This is a genomic window from Bacillus sp. FSL K6-3459 (assembly GCF_038003305.1).
Taxonomy (GTDB): domain Bacteria; phylum Bacillota; class Bacilli; order Bacillales; family Bacillaceae; genus Bacillus; species Bacillus pumilus_O.
This window is the reverse complement of the sequence record NZ_JBBOOW010000001.1, coordinates 532,096-553,992: the sequence shown is the minus strand read 5'-3', so window position 1 is coordinate 553,992 and position 21,897 is coordinate 532,096. Positions and strand designations below refer to the sequence as shown.

At 39.9% G+C, this 21,897-nt stretch carries 27 protein-coding genes; 10 read left to right on the top strand and 17 right to left on the bottom strand.

Annotated features, from left to right (window positions below; genetic code table 11):
* Positions 1-91 precede the first annotated feature (91 nt).
* Complete coding sequence (locus MHI35_RS02730) at positions 92-646, top strand: helix-turn-helix domain-containing protein (protein WP_088000231.1); 555 nt, start codon at positions 92-94, stop codon at positions 644-646.
* Between the two features lie 41 nt (positions 647-687).
* Here the strand turns inward: MHI35_RS02730 and MHI35_RS02725 are convergent, their stop codons facing one another.
* From MHI35_RS02725 to MHI35_RS02700, 6 genes are all read right to left on the bottom strand, one after another.
* Entirely contained in the window at positions 688-981 is a 294-nt protein-coding gene (locus MHI35_RS02725; RefSeq protein ID WP_088000229.1) for a hypothetical protein, read from the bottom strand.
* Positions 982-1,329: 348 nt separating this feature from the next.
* Positions 1,330-2,382: an LLM class flavin-dependent oxidoreductase gene (locus tag MHI35_RS02720; RefSeq protein ID WP_211063267.1), complete on the bottom strand. Its 1,053-nt coding sequence runs from the start codon at positions 2,380-2,382 to the stop codon at positions 1,330-1,332.
* A gap of 17 nt (positions 2,383-2,399) precedes the next feature.
* Entirely contained in the window at positions 2,400-3,023 is a 624-nt protein-coding gene (locus MHI35_RS02715) for a nitroreductase family protein (RefSeq protein ID WP_335349736.1), read from the bottom strand.
* Positions 3,007-3,480, bottom strand: coding sequence for a MarR family winged helix-turn-helix transcriptional regulator (locus tag MHI35_RS02710; RefSeq protein WP_144522289.1), 474 nt, complete (start codon positions 3,478-3,480; stop codon positions 3,007-3,009). The genes MHI35_RS02715 and MHI35_RS02710 overlap by 17 nt, the downstream gene beginning before the upstream one ends.
* 109 nt (positions 3,481-3,589) lie before the next feature.
* On the bottom strand, positions 3,590-4,132 hold the full coding sequence (locus tag MHI35_RS02705) for a dihydrofolate reductase family protein (protein ID WP_417892605.1): 543 nt from the start codon (positions 4,130-4,132) through the stop codon (positions 3,590-3,592).
* 89 nt (positions 4,133-4,221) lie between these two features.
* Positions 4,222-4,773, bottom strand: coding sequence for a TetR/AcrR family transcriptional regulator (locus tag MHI35_RS02700; RefSeq protein ID WP_211063269.1), 552 nt, complete (start codon positions 4,771-4,773; stop codon positions 4,222-4,224).
* Between the two features lie 149 nt (positions 4,774-4,922).
* Here MHI35_RS02700 and MHI35_RS02695 point away from each other — a divergent pair, with 149 nt between their 5' ends.
* The 3 genes from MHI35_RS02695 to MHI35_RS02685 all read left to right on the top strand — a co-directional run bounded on the left by MHI35_RS02695 (position 4,923) and on the right by MHI35_RS02685 (position 6,546).
* On the top strand, positions 4,923-5,546 hold the full coding sequence (locus MHI35_RS02695; protein WP_211063270.1) for a GNAT family N-acetyltransferase: 624 nt from the start codon (positions 4,923-4,925) through the stop codon (positions 5,544-5,546).
* Positions 5,547-5,614: 68 nt separating this feature from the next.
* Complete coding sequence (locus tag MHI35_RS02690; protein WP_335349737.1) at positions 5,615-6,010, top strand: VOC family protein; 396 nt, start codon at positions 5,615-5,617, stop codon at positions 6,008-6,010.
* Positions 6,007-6,546, top strand: coding sequence for a GNAT family N-acetyltransferase (locus tag MHI35_RS02685; protein ID WP_335349738.1), 540 nt, complete (start codon positions 6,007-6,009; stop codon positions 6,544-6,546). Before MHI35_RS02690 ends, MHI35_RS02685 begins: the two co-directional genes overlap by 4 nt.
* Here the strand turns inward: MHI35_RS02685 and MHI35_RS02680 are convergent.
* The gene (locus MHI35_RS02680) at positions 6,543-6,812 is read right to left on the bottom strand and encodes a YesK-like family protein (RefSeq protein ID WP_211063272.1); all 270 of its coding nucleotides are present in this window, start codon (positions 6,810-6,812) and stop codon (positions 6,543-6,545) included. The two genes, MHI35_RS02685 and MHI35_RS02680, sit on opposite strands and share 4 nt — an antisense overlap.
* Before the next feature lie 52 nt (positions 6,813-6,864).
* Between MHI35_RS02680 and MHI35_RS02675 the strand changes: the two genes are divergently transcribed.
* On the top strand, positions 6,865-7,335 hold the full coding sequence (locus MHI35_RS02675) for a GNAT family N-acetyltransferase (protein ID WP_211063273.1): 471 nt from the start codon (positions 6,865-6,867) through the stop codon (positions 7,333-7,335).
* Here MHI35_RS02675 and MHI35_RS02670 read toward each other — a convergent pair.
* The 3 genes from MHI35_RS02670 to MHI35_RS02660 form a co-directional block, all read right to left on the bottom strand.
* Positions 7,330-8,115: a GNAT family N-acetyltransferase gene (locus MHI35_RS02670; RefSeq protein ID WP_211063274.1), complete on the bottom strand. Its 786-nt coding sequence runs from the start codon at positions 8,113-8,115 to the stop codon at positions 7,330-7,332. The two genes, MHI35_RS02675 and MHI35_RS02670, sit on opposite strands and share 6 nt — an antisense overlap.
* A 180-nt stretch (positions 8,116-8,295) precedes the next feature.
* Positions 8,296-9,492: an MFS transporter gene (locus MHI35_RS02665; protein WP_144522283.1), complete on the bottom strand. Its 1,197-nt coding sequence runs from the start codon at positions 9,490-9,492 to the stop codon at positions 8,296-8,298.
* Positions 9,493-9,523: 31 nt separating this feature from the next.
* Complete coding sequence (locus MHI35_RS02660; RefSeq protein WP_211063275.1) at positions 9,524-10,129, bottom strand: TetR/AcrR family transcriptional regulator; 606 nt, start codon at positions 10,127-10,129, stop codon at positions 9,524-9,526.
* Positions 10,130-10,546: 417 nt separating this feature from the next.
* Between MHI35_RS02660 and MHI35_RS02655 the strand changes: the two genes are divergently transcribed.
* Both MHI35_RS02655 and MHI35_RS02650 read left to right on the top strand, forming a co-directional pair.
* The gene (locus MHI35_RS02655) at positions 10,547-10,999 is read left to right on the top strand and encodes a MarR family winged helix-turn-helix transcriptional regulator (RefSeq protein ID WP_144522280.1); all 453 of its coding nucleotides are present in this window, start codon (positions 10,547-10,549) and stop codon (positions 10,997-10,999) included.
* A 56-nt stretch (positions 11,000-11,055) separates the two neighbouring features.
* Positions 11,056-11,955 (top strand): alpha/beta fold hydrolase, encoded by a 900-nt coding sequence (locus MHI35_RS02650; RefSeq protein WP_144522279.1) that lies wholly within the window; start codon positions 11,056-11,058, stop codon positions 11,953-11,955.
* A 28-nt stretch (positions 11,956-11,983) separates the two neighbouring features.
* On the opposite strand, the gene MHI35_RS02645 is transcribed toward MHI35_RS02650, so the two are convergent.
* Positions 11,984-13,132: a type II asparaginase gene (locus tag MHI35_RS02645; protein WP_144522278.1), complete on the bottom strand. Its 1,149-nt coding sequence runs from the start codon at positions 13,130-13,132 to the stop codon at positions 11,984-11,986.
* 284 nt (positions 13,133-13,416) lie between these two features.
* Here MHI35_RS02645 and MHI35_RS02640 point away from each other — a divergent pair, with 284 nt between their 5' ends.
* A complete protein-coding gene (locus MHI35_RS02640; RefSeq protein WP_249407392.1) occupies positions 13,417-13,779 on the top strand; it encodes a UPF0715 family protein in 363 nt (120 codons plus the stop codon).
* On the opposite strand, the gene MHI35_RS02635 is transcribed toward MHI35_RS02640, so the two are convergent.
* From MHI35_RS02635 to MHI35_RS02610, 6 genes are all read right to left on the bottom strand, one after another.
* On the bottom strand, positions 13,776-14,786 hold the full coding sequence (locus MHI35_RS02635) for an alpha/beta hydrolase family protein (RefSeq protein WP_211063278.1): 1,011 nt from the start codon (positions 14,784-14,786) through the stop codon (positions 13,776-13,778). The two genes, MHI35_RS02640 and MHI35_RS02635, sit on opposite strands and share 4 nt — an antisense overlap.
* Complete coding sequence (locus MHI35_RS02630) at positions 14,783-15,535, bottom strand: MerR family transcriptional regulator (protein ID WP_211063279.1); 753 nt, start codon at positions 15,533-15,535, stop codon at positions 14,783-14,785. The genes MHI35_RS02635 and MHI35_RS02630 overlap by 4 nt, the downstream gene beginning before the upstream one ends.
* 105 nt (positions 15,536-15,640) lie before the next feature.
* Positions 15,641-16,402 carry an SDR family NAD(P)-dependent oxidoreductase gene (locus MHI35_RS02625; protein ID WP_211063280.1) on the bottom strand — a complete coding sequence of 254 codons (762 nt, stop codon included), beginning with the start codon at positions 16,400-16,402 and terminating at the stop codon, positions 15,641-15,643.
* A gap of 104 nt (positions 16,403-16,506) precedes the next feature.
* Complete coding sequence (locus tag MHI35_RS02620) at positions 16,507-16,872, bottom strand: MmcQ/YjbR family DNA-binding protein (RefSeq protein ID WP_012009019.1); 366 nt, start codon at positions 16,870-16,872, stop codon at positions 16,507-16,509.
* A 141-nt stretch (positions 16,873-17,013) separates the two neighbouring features.
* On the bottom strand, positions 17,014-17,907 hold the full coding sequence (locus tag MHI35_RS02615; protein WP_211063281.1) for an alpha/beta hydrolase: 894 nt from the start codon (positions 17,905-17,907) through the stop codon (positions 17,014-17,016).
* A 355-nt stretch (positions 17,908-18,262) separates the two neighbouring features.
* On the bottom strand, positions 18,263-19,144 hold the full coding sequence (locus MHI35_RS02610) for a LysR family transcriptional regulator (RefSeq protein WP_211063282.1): 882 nt from the start codon (positions 19,142-19,144) through the stop codon (positions 18,263-18,265).
* A gap of 372 nt (positions 19,145-19,516) precedes the next feature.
* Between MHI35_RS02610 and MHI35_RS02605 the strand changes: the two genes are divergently transcribed.
* Positions 19,517-20,572, top strand: a complete 1,056-nt coding sequence (locus MHI35_RS02605) for an ornithine cyclodeaminase family protein (protein WP_211063283.1) — start codon at positions 19,517-19,519, stop codon at positions 20,570-20,572.
* A 62-nt stretch (positions 20,573-20,634) separates the two neighbouring features.
* On the top strand, positions 20,635-21,768 hold the full coding sequence (locus MHI35_RS02600) for an aminotransferase (protein ID WP_211063284.1): 1,134 nt from the start codon (positions 20,635-20,637) through the stop codon (positions 21,766-21,768).
* Positions 21,769-21,897: the final 129 nt, after the last annotated feature.

The window sequence follows — 21,897 nt, the reverse complement described above, 5'->3', positions numbered from 1 at the left end:
GTTATTAAGACTTTAATTACTTTATTGCGCATGTTACGCTTTATTGTAACGTTTGGTCTTTATAAAGTAAATAGAGAAAGGAGTTTTTTTCATGGAAGATGTACAATCGATTATTTCTAAAAATGTGAGGCTTCTTAGAGACCAAAAGAAATTAAGCCTCGAAAAGATGGCAGAATTAACTGGTGTCAGCAAAACCATGATTGGACAAATTGAAAGAGGAGAATCAACCCCTACCATCACGACTTTGTGGAAAATCGCGAACGGATTAAAGGTATCTTTTAGTGAGCTCATTCATGCACCACAGCCTGAAATCAAAGTAGTACGCCATGAGGATGCACAGATTTTAACGGAAGATGACGGGAGATATCGCGTATATACGACTTTTCCTTTTGATGATCGAGGGAAATTTGAAGTGTACCGAGTAGAAATTGATCCTGGCGGGTCGCTACATGCAAATGAACACATTGGCGGGACAGAGGAATTGATTACCGTTTTTGAGGGATCGCTTGATATCTCCATTGGAGATGAACAGTATCGCTTAAAAACAGGCGACTCCATTCGTTTTAAAGCAGACCGTACTCATACATATAAACAAATTGGAGAACAAATGGTCAGGCTGCAAATGATCCTTTATTATCCGCAATAAAAAAGCTGACAGGCTTGTCCACCTGTCAGCTTTTCGTTTATTTAATTAAATCCCGGATCACGTACAACCGTTCCAGTAAATGTGACTCTGTATTTGCCTAATCCTAATTCTTCAATAGACGATTGTTTTAAAATACCGACCCAGCCATCCTTTGCATATGTAATACTTGATGGGATGTTTGATGTCGTATACGTTCTTGTTTCTGAGACAGTTCGACTTGCCTGAACCGTTATTTCACTTTTTGTTTGTTCCTTTGCTTCCACTGGAGCAGTTGTGACCCCAGCACCCGTTAAGACAATTGCTCCAACCAAAACAGAAGACATGACCTTTTTCATAAAAAAATCCCTCCCTTTTTTTGTTGAACATATTAACCATACCATAATTTAGTCCTTTTATAAGTTATTTTTTCATTTTTTTGAAAATTATGATATGATTGTCTTATGTTGGATAGAGAGTGTTCTATACTTCTATGCTTTTTTCCTCATCTCATTCCGTCAAACAATTGTGAACGGAGGTGATTTCATGAAAAAATGGCTCATCTGTTTTCAACTTGTTTTCCTCTTCACCTTGACGACCACACCACTTGCTTCTGCTGCTTCATGCCCTACAGTGAAACCATGTGTTATTGATCCTTAAGCATCAAAAAGGTCGATCAAGCCTATTCACTTGATCGACCTTTTTCGTTATGCTTGCTCTGCTTCCCAGCGGGCAATCTCTTCTCTAACTTTAGGAGCGACTTCTTTACCAAATAACTCAATGGCTTTTAATACTTGATCATGCGGCATTGAACCAACCGGTACATGAAGCATAAAACGAGTAATTCCCACATTTTTTCTAAGGTGAATCACTTTCTCTGCCACTGCATCTGGATCTCCTACATACAGCGCGCCTTCTAACGTTCTCGCTGCATCAAATGTAGAACGAGTATATGGCCCCCAGCCTCGCTCTCTTGCTAATGTGTTCATCACATGCTGTGTGGAAGGGAAGAATTGATCTGCTGCAAGATCTGTTTCTTCCGCAACAAATCCATGCGAATGTGATGCCACGGTTAATTTCTCAGGATCATGTCCAGCGTGCGCTGCCGCTTGCTTGTAAAGCTGTACAAGTGGCGCGAACTGTCTAGGACTTCCGCCGATGATGGCAAGCACTAAAGGCAGTCCCAATAATCCAGCGCGTACGACAGATTCACGGTTTCCTCCACTGCCGATCCAAATTGGAAGTGGATCTTGAACAGGTCTTGGATATACGCCGACATCTTGAATAGCTGGGCGATGCTTTCCGCTCCATGTGACACGCTCGGACTGCTGTAATTTGAGCAGTAAATCAAGCTTTTCTTCAAATAATTCTTCATAATCATCCAAGTCATAGCCAAACAGCGGGAATGATTCAATAAATGAACCACGACCTGCCATGATCTCTGCACGCCCATTTGATAGTCCATCTAATGTGGCAAAATCCTGAAAGACACGAACAGGATCTGCTGATGAAAGGACTGTCACTGCACTTGTCAGACGGATATTCTTTGTCTGTGTTGCCGCAGCCGCTAAGACGACAGCGGGATTCGATGCAGCAAAATCTTGTCGATGATGCTCACCTACTCCAAATACATCAAGACCAACTTGGTCTGCTAAAATAATTTCTTCGACTACTTCTCGAATACGCTGTGCGTGACTGACTGTTTTTCCTGTTTGAAAATCAGGTGTTGTTTCTACAAATGTACTAATTCCTAGTTCCATGAGTGGAACCCCCTATCTTATAAGTATGTTACGAATTCAGAGACTGGTTTTCTGTAGCCTCTCGCTTGTCTGCTCTCTACTTTTTCTTTTCCGAGTGTGATCATTAACACAGGAACCAAATCCGACTCGATGTTTAACACCTTTTTCATGACATCAGGGTCAAAACCGATCATTGGACACGTATCCCAGCCCTTATTTTTAGCGGCGAGCATAAATAGCATCGCAGATAATGATGCATTGCGAATTGCCTCTTCTTTCTGAAAATCCGCTCCTCGCTTTTCATAAAAGCTCATCGTCTCTCTGACCATTTCTTCGTATTGCTGCTTATTTAAAATGCCAAGCATCTTCAAACCTTCATAGATGTTCCCCGCTTGCTGATAAGCCTTTGGATCTCCCAGTACAATAATTGCTGCTGAGGCGGAATGCACTTTATATTGTCCAAAAGCGGCTTCTCTTACTTGTTCTTTAAGACCTTCTGTTTGGACGACAACATATCGTGTGTGCTGTAAGTTAAAAGCAGATGGTGCCATTTTGACTTCTTCAAATATACTGTTAAGCTCTTCTCTCGAAATCGAGATATTTGGCAAAAAATTTGATGCGGATCTTCTCTCACGTACCAATGTATCAAAGCTGAGTGTCATCTTGTTTCCCCTTTTCATGAAGTTGTTTCGCCCCTAATCCGACTTTTTTTAGTAATTCAATGAGCTGTTCTTTTTCTTCTTTTTCTATAAAGGATAGGTTTTGTGAAATGACATCTGTGTGTTTAGGAAAAATATCGTCAAACAATTGCTTCCCTTTTTCAGTCAACAAAACATGAAATACACGTTTATCAGAGGGCGCACATTGCCTTATCACGAGTCCTTGTTTTTCTAGTTTGTTCACGACATAAGTCATGCTTCCACTTGGGATTGACAGGATGTCGCTGATTTTTTGGACGGGATGCGGTCCCTTACTATAGAGCAATTCAAGGATCTGAAAGTTTTCAAATCCGATATCATAACGTTCTATGTCTTTTTGGATATTTGTAAAAAGAGCTTGATAGGCTTTCATCCACACACGGAATAGCCTTAAGTCTAATTCATGTTCATGCTGCACCATGGCAACTTCTCCTTTTTCAATAAATCCTAAAACTAGGATAAATTTATCCTAACACTAGGATATTTTATTGTCAACGAGTTTGTTTCATAAAAAAAAAGACCACCTCTAGTCAGTGATCCTCTTGTTTTAAGATAAAATGCATTTCAGCTATTTGCTTATATTGTCGTACTTCATTCAATGAAAACTTGGCTTCCATATCCGCCGGGGAAAACAGAGGAATGCCTCTCCCAATCATGACAGGTACGATTTGAAGGTAAAGCTCATCAACCAATCCTGCTTTTATGAAAGATTGCAGTAGTTCCCCGCCGCCGACAATCCAGATATGATGACCTGTTTCATTTTTAAGTTTTTTCACAAATGATAAGATATCTTCGCGAATGATTTGAGTTCCTTTCAGACTGTCTTGTAAAGTACGTGACATGATATAACAAGTCTTTCCTTCATAAGGAAACTCATCTGGTGACAGCTGAAGAACCTGTTCATATGTATTGCGTCCCATGATCAGCGTATCAACTGACGCATAAAAGTCATCATAGTTCGTATCTTCTTCGCCCTCTGTCCCTATTAACCAATCGAGCCGGTGATCCTCTCTCGCTAAATAGCCATCGATACTCATTGCCCCATAAAAAAGCAGTTTCCTTTTCTGACTCAACCTCATCACTCCTCACCCTATATAAGAACATATATTCTATCTTGATTGTATCAGAAAGGAAAGATAAAGGATATATGGTTTTCCACCTTTTACGATTCGTGCTCCACTTTGACGAGAAGCTCATATAATTTGTGCGCTAGCTTTCCGGCATCAATTGACATGTCTTTATGAATCCATTCTTCAAGTACGCCAACAACACCAGACACGACAAAAGAAGCCTCAATTTGTTCTTTCTCTGTAATGGGCCGCTCTACAAGCCGCCACTCTTTCATGATTTTTTCTTTAAAAAACGCTTTGAATTGATTGGTCGTGGGACCATTTGGTTTTACAAATAACGTCAACATAGATTGATTCTCTTTCAAGTACTCTGTGGTTTTGTTTAAAAAGGAAAGCATTTCAAGAGGGTCCTGACTCGGAAAGGTTTCGTCATATAACCCGCCAAGCTGATCGAATAGTTCTTTCTCCAGCTGTTCGTATAAATCAAACACATCTTGATAATGCAAGTAAAAGGTTCCCCTGCCTAAATCTGCTTTCCTTGAGAGCTCTGATACCGTTATTTGCTGCACTTCTTTTTCTTGTAATAGCTCAAGAAAGCTTTCCCGAATGGCTCTTTTTGTTTTGATTGTTCGTCTATCCTGCATGAGGTCCCCTCCGTTTTTGAACAATCAGGCACACGCTGTCTATTTATGAACAGGTTATCATTCATTGCCGATGTTCGTATCGTTTACTTCTTATTATAATCAACACATGTTCAATAATCTATATCTGTTCAAAAAAGGAGGGCCAGCACATGGTTCATTTCAGACTTGCTAGAGAGGACGAACTGCCACAAGTGGCAGATCTGTTAGAAGATTCGTTTCGGGATTATTCATTTTTTGATTTATTATGTGAAAAGGTATCAAAGCGTTCTGCTTTCGCTCGCGAGCTGCATTTGGTCAACACAAAGGTATATTTCCAGCATCAAATCTGTTTAGTCGGAGTTGAGAACGGTCATATTGTGTCTGCCGCCCTGTTAAAGCATCCACGTTTTCCTGAGCCAGGTTTCATGGATTATGTGTTGTCAGGCGGATTAAAGCTCCTCTTCACTGGCGGTATATCGGCCATTCAGCATGTGTTCCATATATTAAAAGAAGCTAAAAAAGCGTGTTCTTCCTTAAACAAGCCTTTTTGGTATTTAGAAGCACTTGTCGTCGCAAAAAATCACCAAGGAAAAAAACTTGGAAGCCGGATGTTAAAGCAATGTCTTTTTCCCTTTATCGCCCGGCAAGGCGGGGGACTGTTCACACTGATTACACACAATGAAGCGAACCGTCATTTCTATCGAAAAAATGGATGGGTAGAGTTTGATGAAAGGGTATTGCGCGGAAAAGAAATGTCCTTACAAAGCTGGAGTTATAAAACCGTGATTCAATAAGGTATCCTCTTCAGAGAATGATATAATAAAATCAGTTCAATCAATGATCATACTTGGAGGAGAGACTGATGATACGACGACTTGATCATATCGTGTTGACTGTACAACATATAGAGGACACCATTCACTTTTATACAAACGTATTAGGAATGAAGGAAGAAACCTTTGGAGAAGGCCATAAAGCGCTTCGTTTTGGTTTACAGAAGATCAACCTTCATGAAGCTGGTCATGAATGTGAGCGGGCAGCGGCTCATCCACTTCCAGGCTCTAGTGATTTGTGCTTTATTACTGATTTAGATATGGACAGTTTGCTGCTGCACCTTCGCAAGCAAGTGGTTCCTATTGAAGAGGGGCCCGTTAAGCGCACAGGTACATTAGGTCCGGTTGAATCTGTTTATATCCGTGATCCTGATCTGAATTTAATTGAAATATCTCGATATATAGAGGAGGGTGATCCGTCATGACCCGCTTATTTTTGAGACCGATTGAAGAACAGGATTATCCGGGGATTCAAAGAGGATGCCAGCATGCAGAAACACTTTACATGACGGGAACACGAAAAACGTTCACACTAGAAGAAATTCGTTCAGCCTATACCCGATTTTTACAAGATGACAGCAGACGAGATTTTGCCATTTGTCTTTTAGACACGCAAGAAATGATTGGGGATGCGGCGATTGTGGATATTGATCCAATCAATCATACGGCAAGCTTCCGCATTGCGCTTCATGGGCCAGAGCATTTCCAAAAAGGGTATGGCACTGAAGCGGTCCGAATGGTTCAAGCATTCGCCTTTGATACATTAGAACTCAATCGCCTTGAGCTCGAAGTCTTTTCCCACAATCCGAGAGCCTTCAGAAGCTATGAGAAAGCCGGATTTCAATATGAAGGAAAAAGGCGCCAAGCACTCTATTTCAACGGTGCCTACTCAGATGTGATCATCATGGGCATCCTTCGTGAAGAATACAATCAGATGAACAGTGGAGATGCGCCTGCTTAAGAAGGGACATCTTTTTTTAAAAATTGAATCGCTGTGACGATGATCAAACAAATCATGGAAGAGAGAACGATCGAGACGCTTGATATACTAAGCGCCATGCCTTCCCATCTGCCAATGAAGAAACTGGATATCAATAAAACCAATCCAAATAGAATGAAGCATACAGGGAGGATCAGCCCCGCATGACGGTTTCTATCTCTTTTCCCTGCCCACCATGAGAGACACAATACAACCATTGTAAAAATAGCAGTTTGCAGCCAAAACATGTTGTTTCAACTCACTTTCTCTTTTTATTTTATGACGATGGAGGTACTTTCAATGAACATTAGACCAATTGAACAAAAAGACAGTCCGTATATCGCAGCGATTATCCGTCAGTCACTAGAATCAGCGAATCTGGCGATTGAAGGAACAGCCTACACTGATCCCCACCTTGACCAGCTACATGAATACTATCAAACATTGACTCATGCAGCCTATTGGGTTGCTGAAGAGAATGGTGACATCGTGGGCGGCGTAGGCATTGCTCCATTTTCGAACGGCATATGTGAATTACAAAAGCTGTATTTGAGCCCAAAAGCACAAGGAAAAGGTGCTGGCAAAAAACTGATGGATACAGCACTTCACTACGCCTCTACATACTATGGAGCATGCTATTTAGAAACCCGCCAAGAATTAACTGCCGCGACTGGCCTTTATCAGCGATATGGCTTTTCTCTTCTTTCAGAGCCGATTGAAGGCTCTGAGCATTCTGCAATGGATGCTTGGTATCTCAAAACCTTCTCATGAGCTGTAAAACAATCGATAGGTTTTTGTCCGCTGAAAGCCTAGCTTTTCTGCTAATTTGATTGAAGTTAGATGTTGGACATCGCAATCCCAATGCGGTGTCCTTTTATTTTCATGACAACTCCTGATCATATGCTGACCCGCCAGCTGTGCTAAGCCTTTTCCCCGGCAGGCTTCCTCTGTCCAAATATCGATCTCCACACGATCTTCACTTGAAAAAATGGAGACACATTCACTCACGACGTCCTCACCATCTAAGATAGCGACTCCAATTCCTTTTGATAGAAAGCGCGCCGCTCTCCCCCAATAGGCTTCGTAATAGCTAGGCGTGAAAGCCTTGCTTGCCTTGATCACCTGTTCATTTGTCCGCTCTACTCTGTAGCCTGAATGAGACGCAGGAACATAAGAATGGACCTCCGAAAAAACGTACGCATGCCTCTCCATCTCATTCAAATGTGATCCAAGATATTTTTTCATCATCACATCTGTTAATTGATTTGCTGAAAATACGGTAAACCGGCCGTTTTGTCTTTTCTGCCTTTCGTAAACATCTACAATGAACGCCGAGCAGTGTGACAGCTCTTCTTCCCTCTTGCCTGCAACATAATAAATGCCGCATGCTGTTTCGAGAAAATAAATACGAGGGTGCAAGGTATCATCTACATAAAGATTCCCTTGTACGAAACCGTCCATGACCGCATCTACAAACACTGGATATGCCGGATCGATCTGACGAATTCCTTCTTTTATCGCTGCTGTCCTTTGCTTCTCCAAAAGATACATGGCGCCCCCCTTTTCCAAACATATTCTTTCCTTCCATTATATATAAGATATTCCGCTTATGCAGTGACTCTTTGCAACAAAAACTGTTATGCATCAAAATCAAAAAATGGCACAAGCATTGAATCGTCTGAAGCCGTAGTCATAAAAAAAGAGACCTCAATCAAGGTCTCTTTTCTATTATTATGCCGCAGGCTCTTCCGCCTTCCCCTTCCAAATAAGGGTTAACCCTAATCCGAGAAACAAGACAACACCTGCGAATAGAAATGGGAAGTGTATATTTTGATCGAATAAAATCCCGCCAAGAGCTGGGCCGAAAATCGTACCAAGGCTTGTGTAGGTAGAGTTCATCCCTGCGACAAATCCTTGCTGATTGCCAGCGATTTTTGATAAAAAGGTCGTTAAGGCTGGACGCAATAAATCAAACGCTAAGAAAATCACACAGGTGACAATGAGGACTACCATAAAGCCTGAGACGACAGTTGAAACAAAAGCGAGCACCGCTCCAACGATCAAGCAGAGCTGAATGACTCTTTTTTCCCCAAGGGTATTTACAAGTTTCCCAAACACCAGCACTTGGATGATAACAGCCACAATCGAGCTGACCGTAATAATCACTGCAATATCTTTTGGACCAAATCCAAACTTATGATTTGTAAAAAGACTAAAGACCGTTTCATACGCAGACAGTCCAAAAGCGAGAACAAACACAATAATAAAAGCGATGAGATAGCTTGGATGAATCGATTTTTTCAAATCTTTAAAGAAGGTCGATTCCTTCACTTGATCCATCTGCTTCGCTCGCTCTTCTTTTGTTAATGGTTCCTTCAGTAAAAGCATAGACGAAATGACGGCTATAAAGGCAATCCCTGCTGCAAAGAAGAATGGCAAACGGACGCCGTATTCTGCGATAAATCCGCCAATCCCAGGACCAATAATAAAGCCGGTACTAATGGCCGCTGACACATATCCCATTGCCTTTGATCTTTCTTGAACGGTCGTGATATCTGCGACATAAGCAGTGACAGCTGGCATAATAAATGCCGCACTAATACCGCCTAGTAGTCTTGCAAAATACAGCACATACACGTGTGTCCCAAGACCGAAAACGAGTTCTGATAACGCAAATAGAAACAGGCCTGACACAATCATAATCTTTCTTCCGTAGCGGTCTACCCATCTCCCTGCAATAGGTGATGCAATGAGCTGAGCCACAGCAAACGCCGCTACAAGGTATCCCATCGTACTCCCCGTTAGATGCATCACATTCATGAATAGCGGCATGACAGGAATGATGAGACCGATGCCTAAAAAGGCAATAAATATGTTACTTAATAAAATAACGAGAACAGCTTTTTGCTCACGAATCGGTTTTTGCATGATGTTTGTTTCCCCTTTATTGATTCAATTGTTACTCATGATGGTTGATTCCGTGAATAATCAATGAGATCGCTTGTTTTTGTAATTCTTTTTTCTCTTCGATTGGATCATTTTTATACAGCACATCTAATCCGTAAAAAACAGATAATAATATTTTCACTGTTGACTCCACATGCTGGATTGACCAGCTGCCGTCTTCGTTACCTTCAAGTATGATGTCTCTCATCACATCATCAAAGTCGGCATCAATTTTGTTCAGCCGTTCCATGACCTCGTCTGATGTAAAGGCACTTGCACAAAATTCCTCACTTGCTCTCATTAATGGATAATTAATGGCCATTTGACTGAGCAGTTCTGCAAATCCTGCGAGCTGATCAATGGCCTTATGCATCGTTTGTTTTTCCTGATGCCACGTCTCCATCATCAAAAGATGATCCTCTTCCATGATATGAAGGAACAAAAACTCTTTTCCTTTAAAATGGTGATAGAGATTGCCTTTACTCACTTCAGCCGCCTCTAGAATATCTCGCACAGAAGTTTCTGAGTACCCCTTTTTTGCAAATAAATCACGTGAAGCGGTGACGATTTTTCGCTTCGTCTTCTCGCTTTTTTCAGCCCCGCTTTGTATACTTGTCATCTTTCACAATCCCTTCCACCTTGCTTTTCTTCGTCAGGACAAACAAAAACCGACCAGTTGGTTTATTTTTTTATTATAAATGGATTTTTTTAAAAATACAATGAAAAAGTCATTGAATTTAAAAGGGGGAAACGATGTGAAAGCACACAACACGATCTTTTATGCCATCACAAAAAAGGACTTGTATGTGTTTTTCTTTTACGATCTTTTCATTGCTACTTCGGCCTACTATGTGTTCAAATTTAAGCCAACCACGTTTTATGAATGTGTGGGGGTTATGGGCAGTATTGTTTGTCCTTTTTTGATGAAAAAATGGCTAAACCGGTGATTTTCTTCTCATTCACATCTTCTTATTTAACATTTCTTAATATTTAAATTCACTTAACTATAATCATCACCTATAATGAAATAGAGGTGATGTCATTGGATGAGGAAATCATTCATTACGGTAAAAAAATCATTGAATACTCGAATGCTCTAGGCTCCATCTATGTAGAAGAGTATCAACGATTTTTAAAACATGAGTATGCAGATTTATCAGCCAAACAAGAGCTGACACTTGAATTATTACGAACAAAAACAAGAACCATCAACGAACTAGCTGATTACTTTTCGATTTCCGCAAGTGCCGCTAGCCAGCTTGTATCAAAGCTTGAACAACTTGGCTATGTCAAACGAGAAATTAATCCGCAGAACCGACGAGAAATCATTGTTGATTTTGCTCAAAAGGGTCATGACTTTCACAAGAATACAGAAGAAATTCAACTGCACCTCATTCAAAAATACTATGCAAAGCTTCCTAAAGACGATTTAAAAACATTATTATCTCTATACGAAAAAATCTATCAGATTGCGAAAGAAGCGCCTTGATCCGGTGTTTCTTCACCCAACATTTAAGTTAATTAAACTATTAAGGGGATGAAAGTATGAATAGCATTCTTTTACAAGATGGACGTCATATTGGTTTGTGTGAATACGGTGATCTACCTGGGTTTCCAGTATTCTTTTTTCACGGAACCCCTGGATCAAGAGTCATGTTTTTAGATGATGATCCCATTTCTAAGGAACTCGGTGTTCGTCTCATCTGTTTAGACAGACCGGGATTCGGTTTATCTACCCCTCAACCTGAACGCACGATTTTAGATTGGGCAAAAGATGTGCTAGAGGTAGCAGATCATCTCGGCATTCACCATTTTTCAGTGATGGGTGTATCTGGAGGCGGCGCATTCGCTGCTGCCTGTGCTTATCAATTGCCGAATCGAGTTGTTTCAGCCGCTCTGATTTCAAGTACAACGCCATTTCAGGACGGAAAGCCGCCTAAAAGTATGCTCAAAGAAAACAAATTGGCTTTTTTCCTCAGTCAGAAATTCCCTTGGCTATTGAAAGCAAGCTATCGTTCTCAAAAAAAAATGATTGAGAACAAACCAGAGAAATTTAAAAAGCTGGCCAAAAACGGGAACAAACATTTACATCCTTGGGATCGTCAATTCCTTCAAACCGATGAGCAGTTAGAGATGATGATGACACATTTACACGAAGCGACTCGTCAATCGGTGGATGAATGTATTCGTGAACCAAATTTGCTCTCGCGTCCATGGGCATTCGATATGAAAGATATTCAAATCCCTGTTGATGTATGGCATGGAAAGGAAGATTCGATGGCTCCGTTTGTCGAAATAGAAAAAATGGCGCCTCGCATTCCAAACGTCAAAACCAATTATATCGATGAAGCGGGACATTTTCTTACGGATGTAGACGATATTTGGCGAGATATTTTACTCTCTTTAAAAACACGTGCAAAAGAGCATCATCAAGAGCACGCATAAAAAAAGACCCGAAGCTTCGGGTCCCTTTCTAATACTTTTCATAAAATGTCTGCACTTTACTTGGATCTTTTGTCTTTGTTAGAGCGAGCATTAGCAGAATACGTGCTTTTTGTGGGTTCAATGAATCTGATGAGACAAAGTGTTGCTCATCATCCATTTTTTCATGGGTCACAATCCCATTGCCTGCACGGCTTGATCTCACGACGACTACATCTTTCTTCACGGCATCTGTTGCCCCTTTGATGGCTTCTGTTGACATCGTTCCATTGCCTGCTGCGGCAACGACTATCCCTTTCGCTCCTGCTTTTACTGCTGCATCATACATATATTTTTGATCATTTTGATAGCCGTATAAAATATCGACTTGTGGTAATTCTTTTATGTTTGATACATCAAATTCACTTTCTGATGTATGTTTTCTGGTCGGTTCGTTATAAAAGGAAACCACTTCACCAGTAACTTCTCCAATGTAGCCATGTTCAAGAGACTTGAAGGAATCGGTTGTGGTCGTGTTTGTCTTTGTAATAAATCGAGCGGACGCAATTCGGTCATTTAATGTGACCATGACACCTTTGCCTTTGGCTTCTTTTGTGGATGCAATTTTCACCGCATGATACAAGTTTAGCGGGCCATCCGCACTGATAGCAGATGCTGGACGCATTGAGCCAACGACTACAACTGGTTTATCACTTTTGACAACCAAATGTAAAAAGTAAGCGGTTTCTTCAAGAGTATCTGTTCCATGTGTGATGACAACCCCATCGACTTGGTCATCTTTTAAGAGTTTATTCACTCGTTTGGCTAATTTTAAAAGAAGAGCATCATCCACATTTTCACTGCCTACATTCGCCACCTGCTCACCGGTTACGTTTGCAATATCCTTTAGTTGAGGAACTGAGGCAATGACTTTATCGATACCTAGTGCACCAGATTTATATCCCGTCGTATCTGTATCACTGTCTGAGCTGCCGGCAATTGTCCCGCCAGTTGCTAAGACCTTAATATTAGATAAGGACTTATTCCCTGTTTCTACGGCTGTCGTTTTGTCCTTTGATTCATTAGATGCGATTTCGTTTTCGCTTTGCTTTTTCTCTTGGGTACTTGTATTGGCACAAGCTGCTGTCAACATTAATAAAACAGAAAGAAAGACAGCACCTAACCATTTTGTTACGTTCATTTGATCATCTCTTTTCTTAAATTGTGATGGATTCAAAGCTAGATCTCTTTCTATAGGGTTTACTTTATACCATTCCTTCATTCATCAGCATGAGGCGAAAGATACAGAACCAAATAAAGGTAAAAAGGGTATTATTACAATTGTTTATTTACATCTAAATACCTAACTTTACTTTCTAAAAAGGAGTATTGCGGGCGTTCAATCAAGAATAGTAAACGATACTACATCCTCAATTTATGATAAAAAATAGTAAATTTTACAAAAAAGGAGCCTATCTATTGAAAATGCTTCAATCATTTCACAAAATCCTAATCACACTATTCCTTAGTTCGATTTTACTCAGTCTGTTCGTATGCTTCTATCCACCGATTCAGGGTGAGCCTGCGTTCTTGGTATTTTACGTTCCTATCTTTTTTGTTTGTTATATCGTCTTTGCGGTTCCTTTGCAGTTGTTATTTTCTTTACAGCCAAAAGCTTTCCATCCACTTTATCTTGCTGCTTATTTAATGATTGCTATGGTTGTCATGCTTTTTGTGATTGATGGTATTGGGAATTCAGCATCTATACCTCTCGTCATCATGAGCAGTCTCATCTATTGGATCTTTGATTCTTTGCTTTATCAAAGAACATATGAAAAAAACACCTAATGTGAAGGTGTTTTTAGCTGCTCTAGTATGTGTTCACAATGATCCAAGTACGCTTGGCTAAGCAAGAAGTCTTTCGGTGCGGCGATCGCAGCTAATGTGATCAGAGCATTTGAATGATGAATGAGCGGATTCAGCATTGAATGCTCTACTCCTCTAATTGTTTGAACATGCAACCACTTAGGTGCTACTTCTTTCTCGTAGATCCTTTTTGTTTCAGCAGAATCTACGTTTCGGTCATTTTGTGCCAAAACCAAATAGATCGGTGACTGGATGCGCTTGATATCTGAAGTGGCATCGGCTTTCATGTTCTTTTGAATGAATTCATAACGATCTTTTATCATCTCTTGATCGCTCGTTTTCTTATGATAGGTGCGAAATGCTGCGCCTTCTTCTAATAATTTGTTTTGCTCATCTTCTTTTTCGATTGTTTTTTGAATTTGTTCTTGAGATGCATTCGTTTCTTTTAATGTTTGAAGTGTATTGTACCTTCCCTGTCTCATCCAATTGACAGCAGGCCCGACAAGGATGGATGCTGTGATATCAGTTCGATCTGCCATTACTTTCGGGATCACCCAGCCTGCTTGGCTTGCTCCCCATAAGATGATTTGTTTTGATTGAAGATCAGGCTCTTTCTTCGCCCATTTGATCACATTCCCTACTTCTTTTGCACGATCATCCATGGATTGATGCAGCCAGTTTCCTTCTGATTGACCCACCCCGGGCTTATCCCATGATATAGACGCATAACCTTGCTTTGCAAAGCGTTCCATTAACGGTCTGTATCCTCCGTCATATGTGGCATTTTGCGGACCATCCCCGTGTACAAAAAGCACAATTCCTTTGATTGGCGCCTTCTTAGGCGTGGTCATGATACCTGATAATGCCCCATTCTCAGTCTCCATGACGACTTCCTTTACATTCATAGCAAAGTTGTTTTCATAAAATACAAATGCTGCAATACAAATGAATGCCGTTGCTACGATGATCAGCCAAATCCTTTTTTTCAAGTTCTATCCCCCGCTCTTTGTTCAACTGTATACACCATGGAGTCTTGGTACGTGACAGAGACTGGAACATTCTCATATAAGATCAGATAAGATGGATCGTCTAACGGGGCTTCGTGTAGAAAATCCTCCATTTCTTCAATGACTTTCTCTTCATCCCCGGCTAAAAAACTTTTGACCGTGTAAGAACCTGCATCCAGTTTCATATCGTAATCATGTTCATTTGATACATAATAAGAAATGGTTGAGTCATCTTGCAGGTTGATCACATAATACCTCTCCTCAAAAAGAGATAGATCCAGCTCCTTTTGTTGAACGATTTGTTTAAAGTCGAGTTCTGTTTCACTCTTTAGAAGATGATCTGGGATCTGTTTTAAATAACGAATTGGCCGATCTTGAGTGGTTGTTTGATGAAGCTGAAGATTGTTTTGAATCGACAGCATATGCTCCAGGCGCTGTTTCACTTCGCTCAATTCCTGTAATTGCTTCTCAACCTGATCCAGCATACCTTGATAGGACAGATTGATACCTGGTTCTTTCGAAAAGGTCTCGCTGATATCTTTTAAAGAGAAGCCCGCTTTTTTTAAGAAGAGGATTTGATAGAGAGTGTAAATCTCTTTTTCATCAAATAATTGATACCCATTTTGAGCGACCTTCGCGGGGCGGACGAGATCCTCTTCTATATAATGACGAAGCGTATACTTTGTGATGTTTAATAGTTTACATACTTCTCCGCTTGTTACATACGTCACTAGATTCCCTCCTTTTGTACATAGTCTAAACCATGTGGTTACCACACAGTCAATCATGCCATAAAAAAATCACCGAGGGCATCTTCCCTCAGTGATGTGTCATATCTATTTCATACTTGAGCCAGCATGTGAAAAAATCGGATCTTTTAATTCAAAATCAAAGGTCTTGCCGTCAACTATACCGACTGTTTTTTCATGATCATACAGCTCAAGCAGACAGGCTGCCATTTCTTTTGATGTATGATATTTCTTGATATTGCCTTCATATTCGAATTGATCGACATCTAATGAACGCTTTGCAAATTCTGATTCTGTTGCAGAAGGTGCTAATATTTTCGCCTGTAACTTAGCTCCCTTTTCTTTCAACTCTAATGCCAACCCTTCTGTAAAGGCGCTCACGTAAAACTTCGTGGCCGAATAGGTGACGGCATTGCCGACGACTGTATAGCCCGCTCTTGAAGAAATGTTGATCAGCTGAGCCCCTTCTACTTGCTCATAATCACGAACAAATAAAGTGGATAAAATCGTTAATGCTTCGATATTTAGGTGAAGCATATCCCCAATTTTACTTAAATCCTGTTCTCCAATCGAGCCGAAATGGCCGAATCCGGCATTATTAATGAAGGTGTCGAGCTCATATTCAGCCAATGATTCATAAAATGAATTCACTTGCTCCATGTCAGTTAAATCGACAGACTGTATGTGTACTTTAATATCGGGATATTGATCAAGAATCTCTTTCTTCAGTTCTTGGAGTTTCTCGAGCCGGCGTGCAGCTAAAATAAGATTTTTGCCTCGTGCTGCAAAGGCCAGTGCCGCCTCATATCCAATACCTGAACTTGCTCCTGTAATGACTGTATAGCCCATTTGATATCCCCCTATTCACGTCTTCTCACTGGTTAAATTATAACGACACCATTTCGCTCTAGTCAATTTTGAAGAGATTCTCAGGGTTCTTCACTTGTCTAGCTTCATTTATCTTGTTGGAGAATGTCTTGTTGAGATTTTTTTGTTAATTTGCGGAAAACCAATTGATAGGAATGTTCGATTAATTCCTCTACAAATGATGATGGAATGTCTGCATCAAGGTAGATGGAATTCCAATGAGTCTTATTCATATAATAGCCTGGGATAATCCCCTCATGCATCTCTCTTAGTTCTTCAGCACGTTGAGGGTCACATTTTAATGTGATAACAGGCTTTCGATTCGCATCCCCGCCCATCATAGCAAACATCTTTCCACCAATATGATAACGATCTGCCTGCCATTCTGGCTGATAATCATGGGTGACTCCTTTTAAAGAATGACAAAATGCTTGTAGATTCTCTTTTTCCATTAGATTCTCTCCTTATTAAGTCGTCTTCTATTCTTTCTATTATATCGACTATAAAGGCAGATATCTGATCTTTTTCATTCACTTCACAACAATAAAGCACAGACCCGCTGGGTTCTGTGCTTTTTTCTCCATGTTTCTTTCTTATTCAAACGCCTTCTTCAATTGGTCACTCATCAGATGCCAAGCTTCTTCAGCTATTTCTAAATCTCCGGCATGCGTGAAGGCGTGAGGAACTCCTTTAAACTGTCTGTACGTGACGTCTACCCCTGCTTCTTTTAACTTCTCCGCATATTGTTCGGCTTCTTGAGCTAGCGAATCTCTTTCAGCTGTGATAATGAGAGCTGGTGGCAATTGTGCCAAGGATGAACGATCGGCAAAGATTGGAGAAACGAGCGGATTGTACGGATCTTGGCCTTGCAGATAGAAGGCATTAAAGAGTCTCGCCATTTCAACTGGGATCGCTTCTTCAAATGCTGGCTTTTCTGCTGGATCAGTGGCTAAATCAAGTGGCGGATAATCAAGCACTTGATAGACAATCGGGAGTGGATTCTCTTTTTGAATATTTAAGAGACAAGCAGCTGTTGCCAGGTTTCCTCCTGCACTATGTCCGCCAATGGCTATTGATTTGGGGTCTATTTGAAGCTCATCAGGGTGTTCATACAGCCACTTCAGGACATCGTAGCATTCATGAAGAGCGGCTGGAAAAGGGTGCTCTGGGGCAAGTTGATACTCGACATTGACGACGATACATTGCGCCCTGTCTGCAATGACCGGACACCAGTGGTTATCCATTTCAGCACTGCCTAGGATAAATCCTCCGCCATGTAAATTCACAAAAACGGGAAGCGGCTGCTTTGATGTGTTGACCGGCTTAAATACCCATACCTTTGTTTCGCCAGCACTTGTTGGAATGTCATATTCCATTTTATTCACTTCGGGAGGATGGACTGGTTTTAGTTCCGATTGACTCGGTAATGAACCTTCAGCTGGTTGACGTAATGACGCTGCGATTTTGATTTGCTCTTGTAAGTTCATGATCTCAGTCTCCTATCTTATTCATTTCTTCTTAACTCATTCGTTCCTTTTTCCTCTTTTCCTTCTACTGAATCAGCAGCACCTTACTGGATTCATCAAAATAAAAAAGATCATCCCGCTTTTTTAGTTGGTTTCGAAGGAATTGACGAAGAAGACATTGAAGATGGTATACGTTTATTAGCTAAACTAATCAATAAAGCTAAGTAACACACTGAATATAACACACGATACTAAGAAAATAAAAAAGAAGAAAACGAGTTTTCCATGTTTATCGTAAACGTGAAAAACTCGTTTTATATTACTCTATATCACAGCAGAAAACCTATAAAAATAAATAATGTTTAAGAAAAAAGGATCAATCTGTCACTGCAAACCAAGTGTCTTTGAGCAATTCACAGAAAGATTGAACGGTTGGTCCTTCTGAACGACTTTTTAAATATACTACAGATGTTTCAATTGGTTTTTCACAGTCATGCAAAGGGAGAAGAATACCTTCTGCTAATTCTTCTTTAATCATATTTTCTCCAAGCAAGGCGATTCCGGTTTTATTTAAAACTGCCCGTCTAATCGTTTCATCGCTTCCCCCGCATTCAATGATAGAAGTTGGACGGGTGTTAATTTCAGAAAAACACTGCTCTGTAATTGAGCTAAAGCCGCAATGTTCATGATAAGCGAGAAACGGAGAGGATTCTATAACCTCTTCTTTAGAGCGGTTTTTGGCAAGATCGGCGGAGACAACCAACACCGCCTTTTCCCTTTCTAAAACAAACTTTTCTAATTCTGAGGAATCAACTTCCCCTGCAACAATCCCAATATCTGCTTCATTATTTAAAATTTTATCGACAGCTATAAGGCTGTTCGCTGGCATGAGACGTAGCTTCACTTTTTTATGCAATTTTGTATAAGAACTAAGTAGTAAGGAAAGGTGATTCGTACAATAATATTCTGAAGCTGTAACAGTTAGACTTCCGGAAGGACCATTTAACTCTTCCATGTCTCTTTCCATATATTCCATTAATTTAAATAATTTATCTGTATGTTGCTTTAATTTTTTTCCAGCAGGCGTCAAAAACGTTTTTTTTCCAATACGGGTGAATAGAGAATGATTTATTTCCCTTTCTAATACTTGAATTTGTAAAGTAATAGTGGGTTGAGTATATTTTAAGATCTTTGCAGCTTTGGTCATATTCAATTCATTGGCTACTACTTGAAAAGTTTTTAGATTTCTGAGTTCCATTTAACCTTCATCTCACTATCTATATTTTTTATAGCCTACAAAAACTACTAACCAAAAGTATAAAAAATTCATCTGATATAAGGTGAACCATATAACCCCATAGACAAGATGCACTGAAAAGAATAGCAATCAAATCATTATATCAAAAATGTTAACGATGTAGGAAAGCAGTTTATCGAATGTATATAAAACAAAAATGGATTACCTTCTATAAAATACCAATAAAAATCAAATCATCTCCTTACTCTTAAAGTTATAATGTATCGCTAAAGTTTTCTAATACATACTATTAAATTAATTAATTTTTAGCTTTTTTCATCCTGTGATAGATTGGATAAAGAGCAGAACGAGGTAAGGGAAAGGAAGGTTATTATGTATCCATTTAAAGTGTTAAATCATGAAGATATCAAAGTTATTCTTGATATGCAAAATGTAATTGATATCGTAGAAAAAGCTTACGTGTTAAAAGAAAATAAAGAAGCTTCTTTATTCCCAATGGTATTTCACGAGTTCGAACCTGGTAAAGCGGACATGGATATTAAATCAGGAGAATTGTCAGGAGCAGGCATTTTCGGTTTAAAGCTTGTTTCCTGGTTCGGGGATAACCCTTCTAAAGATCTTCCTGCTGTTGTTGGTACTGTCTTAGTTCTTGACAGCCATACAGGTCTTCCGATCGGCATCTTGAGCGGTGAGTATATGACCATGATGCGCACCGGAGCAGCTGGTGGAATTGGAGCTAAATATTTAGCAAGAAAAGATTCAGAAGAATTGCTGATGGTAGGATCAGGTCATGTTGCGGCTTATCAAATCTTAGCTGTTTTAATGACAATGAATCATATCAAACGAGTTCGAGTGTATAATGCCCATTCATTTGACAAGGCTGGTCAGTTTTGTGCAGACATCAAAGGCAAGTTAAAAGAGCTGTTAGCTCAAACTAAAGAGCAAAACCCGGAAGTTTATGAAGAAATGCTTCAAAAGATAGAGATTGAGTATACGCCAGTTAATGATATTGAAACAGCTACTAGAAATGCAGATATTATTATTACGGCTACTCCAGCACGCCAACCAATTATTCAAAAAGAATGGGTAATGCCGGGTACTCACTTTTCATGTGTGGGTGCAGACATGGCGGGAAAACAGGAAATTGATGAAAATATTTTAACTGATGCTCGCATATTCGTTGATGACCTTGAACAGTCTGTTACGGTAGGAGAATTTGAAACTGCATTCAAAAAAAGCATCATTACAAAAGATAGCATCATTTCGGAAATTGGAGGAGTGATTACAAATCAAGCACCAGGACGCATTTCTCCAGAAGACATCACTGTTTTTGACAGTACAGGCATTTCTCTTCAAGATCTATTGACAGCGAACTATGTTCTAGAACAAGCAGAAGAAAAACAAATTGGGATGTCGACAAAGCTATAATGAATCGATAACTTATTAAATAAGCAGATTTAGAAATTATTCTTTATAAAGGAGTTAATAGGATGAAAATTAAAACATTTGCTGTAGAACATTGGATGAATTTATACGAGCAAGAGGCCGTTTATAATATCGCGGAAACATGTGTTGAATCTTTCACTGTAAATGAGTTGATTGGAATGGATGGCACAAATCCAGCTGACTTTTTCAATGAAGTCGGAAAGAAAAAATTAACATACGGACATATTGAAGGATCTCCAGAGTTTAAAAGCTTAGTATCTGGCCTGTATGAGACAGTTGAAGCTGATAATGTGCTTGTCATGAATGGAGCAATCGGTGCAAACTTCTTAGTGCTCTATTCACTTATTGAGCCAGGAGATCATGTAATTGCTGTACACCCAACATACCAGCAGTTATATGATGTGCCGGCTTCATTTGGCGCGGATGTAGATCTGCTGCCATTGAGACCAGAAAATAACTTCCTGCCGGATCTAAACGAATTAAAGTCTCTGATGAACGAAAAAACAAAATTGATTATTATCAACAATCCGAATAATCCTTCAGGTGCTATTATTGAGAGAGAAATGCTTGAAGAGATTGTAGACATTGCACGCTCATGTGATGCTTACTTGCTGAGCGATGAAGTATACAGAAACCTATTACAGGAAGATAACCTTGTAGTGCCATCTGTTGCTGATTTATATGAAAAAGGAATTAGTACGTCAAGTATGTCAAAAGTATTTTCATTGGCCGGCTTGCGCCTTGGCTGGATTGCAGGTCCAAGTGATGTGATCGCTGAATGCATAAAACACCGTGATTACACAACCATCAGCTGTGGTGTGCTTGACGATATGTTAGCCGTTCATGCTCTTAAAAACTATGACAAAGTCCTGGGGAGAAGCCGCAAAATTATCAAAGATAACCTGGCTATTTTAGATGAGTGGGTTCAAAACGAACCTTCAATCTCCTACGTAAAGCCACGCGCAGGCACTACATCTATGCTGAAATACGATTACCCTGTTTCATCAGAAGAATTTTGCGTTGACCTATTTAAAACGAATGGCACATTCTTAACGCCCGGTTCTTGCTTTGATATGGAAGGATATGTTCGTATCGGTTACGCATGTTCAACAGATGTATTAAAAGCAGGTCTTGAAAAATTCTCTGAATATCTGCGTACCCTTAAAGTAAACAGCTGATGAACAACCATTAAGATAGATATTTGGAACATCTGATCGTACAGAAAACCGAACTGCCAAATGGTTAGTTCGTTTTTTTGTAAAGTTAATCAGGATATTTAACCCCCTAAAGACATTGCAATATCTTGT

What these genes read in the sequence shown, in the direction of transcription:
- MHI35_RS02730 (WP_088000231.1), top strand. Translation starts at nt 92, where the DNA reads ATGGAAGATGTACAATCGATTATTTCTAAAAATGTGAGGCTTCTTAGA.
- MHI35_RS02725 (WP_088000229.1), bottom strand. Translation starts at nt 981, where the DNA reads ATGAAAAAGGTCATGTCTTCTGTTTTGGTTGGAGCAATTGTCTTAACG.
- MHI35_RS02720 (WP_211063267.1), bottom strand. Translation starts at nt 2,382, where the DNA reads ATGGAACTAGGAATTAGTACATTTGTAGAAACAACACCTGATTTTCAA.
- MHI35_RS02715 (WP_335349736.1), bottom strand. Translation starts at nt 3,023, where the DNA reads ATGACACTCAGCTTTGATACATTGGTACGTGAGAGAAGATCCGCATCA.
- MHI35_RS02710 (WP_144522289.1), bottom strand. Translation starts at nt 3,480, where the DNA reads ATGGTGCAGCATGAACATGAATTAGACTTAAGGCTATTCCGTGTGTGG.
- MHI35_RS02700 (WP_211063269.1), bottom strand. Translation starts at nt 4,773, where the DNA reads ATGCAGGATAGACGAACAATCAAAACAAAAAGAGCCATTCGGGAAAGC.
- MHI35_RS02695 (WP_211063270.1), top strand. Translation starts at nt 4,923, where the DNA reads ATGGTTCATTTCAGACTTGCTAGAGAGGACGAACTGCCACAAGTGGCA.
- MHI35_RS02690 (WP_335349737.1), top strand. Translation starts at nt 5,615, where the DNA reads ATGATACGACGACTTGATCATATCGTGTTGACTGTACAACATATAGAG.
- MHI35_RS02685 (WP_335349738.1), top strand. Translation starts at nt 6,007, where the DNA reads ATGACCCGCTTATTTTTGAGACCGATTGAAGAACAGGATTATCCGGGG.
- MHI35_RS02680 (WP_211063272.1), bottom strand. Translation starts at nt 6,812, where the DNA reads ATGTTTTGGCTGCAAACTGCTATTTTTACAATGGTTGTATTGTGTCTC.
- MHI35_RS02675 (WP_211063273.1), top strand. Translation starts at nt 6,865, where the DNA reads ATGAACATTAGACCAATTGAACAAAAAGACAGTCCGTATATCGCAGCG.
- MHI35_RS02670 (WP_211063274.1), bottom strand. Translation starts at nt 8,115, where the DNA reads ATGTATCTTTTGGAGAAGCAAAGGACAGCAGCGATAAAAGAAGGAATT.
- MHI35_RS02665 (WP_144522283.1), bottom strand. Translation starts at nt 9,492, where the DNA reads ATGCAAAAACCGATTCGTGAGCAAAAAGCTGTTCTCGTTATTTTATTA.
- MHI35_RS02660 (WP_211063275.1), bottom strand. Translation starts at nt 10,129, where the DNA reads ATGACAAGTATACAAAGCGGGGCTGAAAAAAGCGAGAAGACGAAGCGA.
- MHI35_RS02655 (WP_144522280.1), top strand. Translation starts at nt 10,547, where the DNA reads ATGTCATTGGATGAGGAAATCATTCATTACGGTAAAAAAATCATTGAA.
- MHI35_RS02650 (WP_144522279.1), top strand. Translation starts at nt 11,056, where the DNA reads ATGAATAGCATTCTTTTACAAGATGGACGTCATATTGGTTTGTGTGAA.
- MHI35_RS02645 (WP_144522278.1), bottom strand. Translation starts at nt 13,132, where the DNA reads ATGAACGTAACAAAATGGTTAGGTGCTGTCTTTCTTTCTGTTTTATTA.
- MHI35_RS02640 (WP_249407392.1), top strand. Translation starts at nt 13,417, where the DNA reads ATGCTTCAATCATTTCACAAAATCCTAATCACACTATTCCTTAGTTCG.
- MHI35_RS02625 (WP_211063280.1), bottom strand. Translation starts at nt 16,402, where the DNA reads ATGGGCTATACAGTCATTACAGGAGCAAGTTCAGGTATTGGATATGAG.
- MHI35_RS02620 (WP_012009019.1), bottom strand. Translation starts at nt 16,872, where the DNA reads ATGGAAAAAGAGAATCTACAAGCATTTTGTCATTCTTTAAAAGGAGTC.
- MHI35_RS02615 (WP_211063281.1), bottom strand. Translation starts at nt 17,907, where the DNA reads ATGAACTTACAAGAGCAAATCAAAATCGCAGCGTCATTACGTCAACCA.
- MHI35_RS02610 (WP_211063282.1), bottom strand. Translation starts at nt 19,144, where the DNA reads ATGGAACTCAGAAATCTAAAAACTTTTCAAGTAGTAGCCAATGAATTG.
- MHI35_RS02605 (WP_211063283.1), top strand. Translation starts at nt 19,517, where the DNA reads ATGTATCCATTTAAAGTGTTAAATCATGAAGATATCAAAGTTATTCTT.
- MHI35_RS02600 (WP_211063284.1), top strand. Translation starts at nt 20,635, where the DNA reads ATGAAAATTAAAACATTTGCTGTAGAACATTGGATGAATTTATACGAG.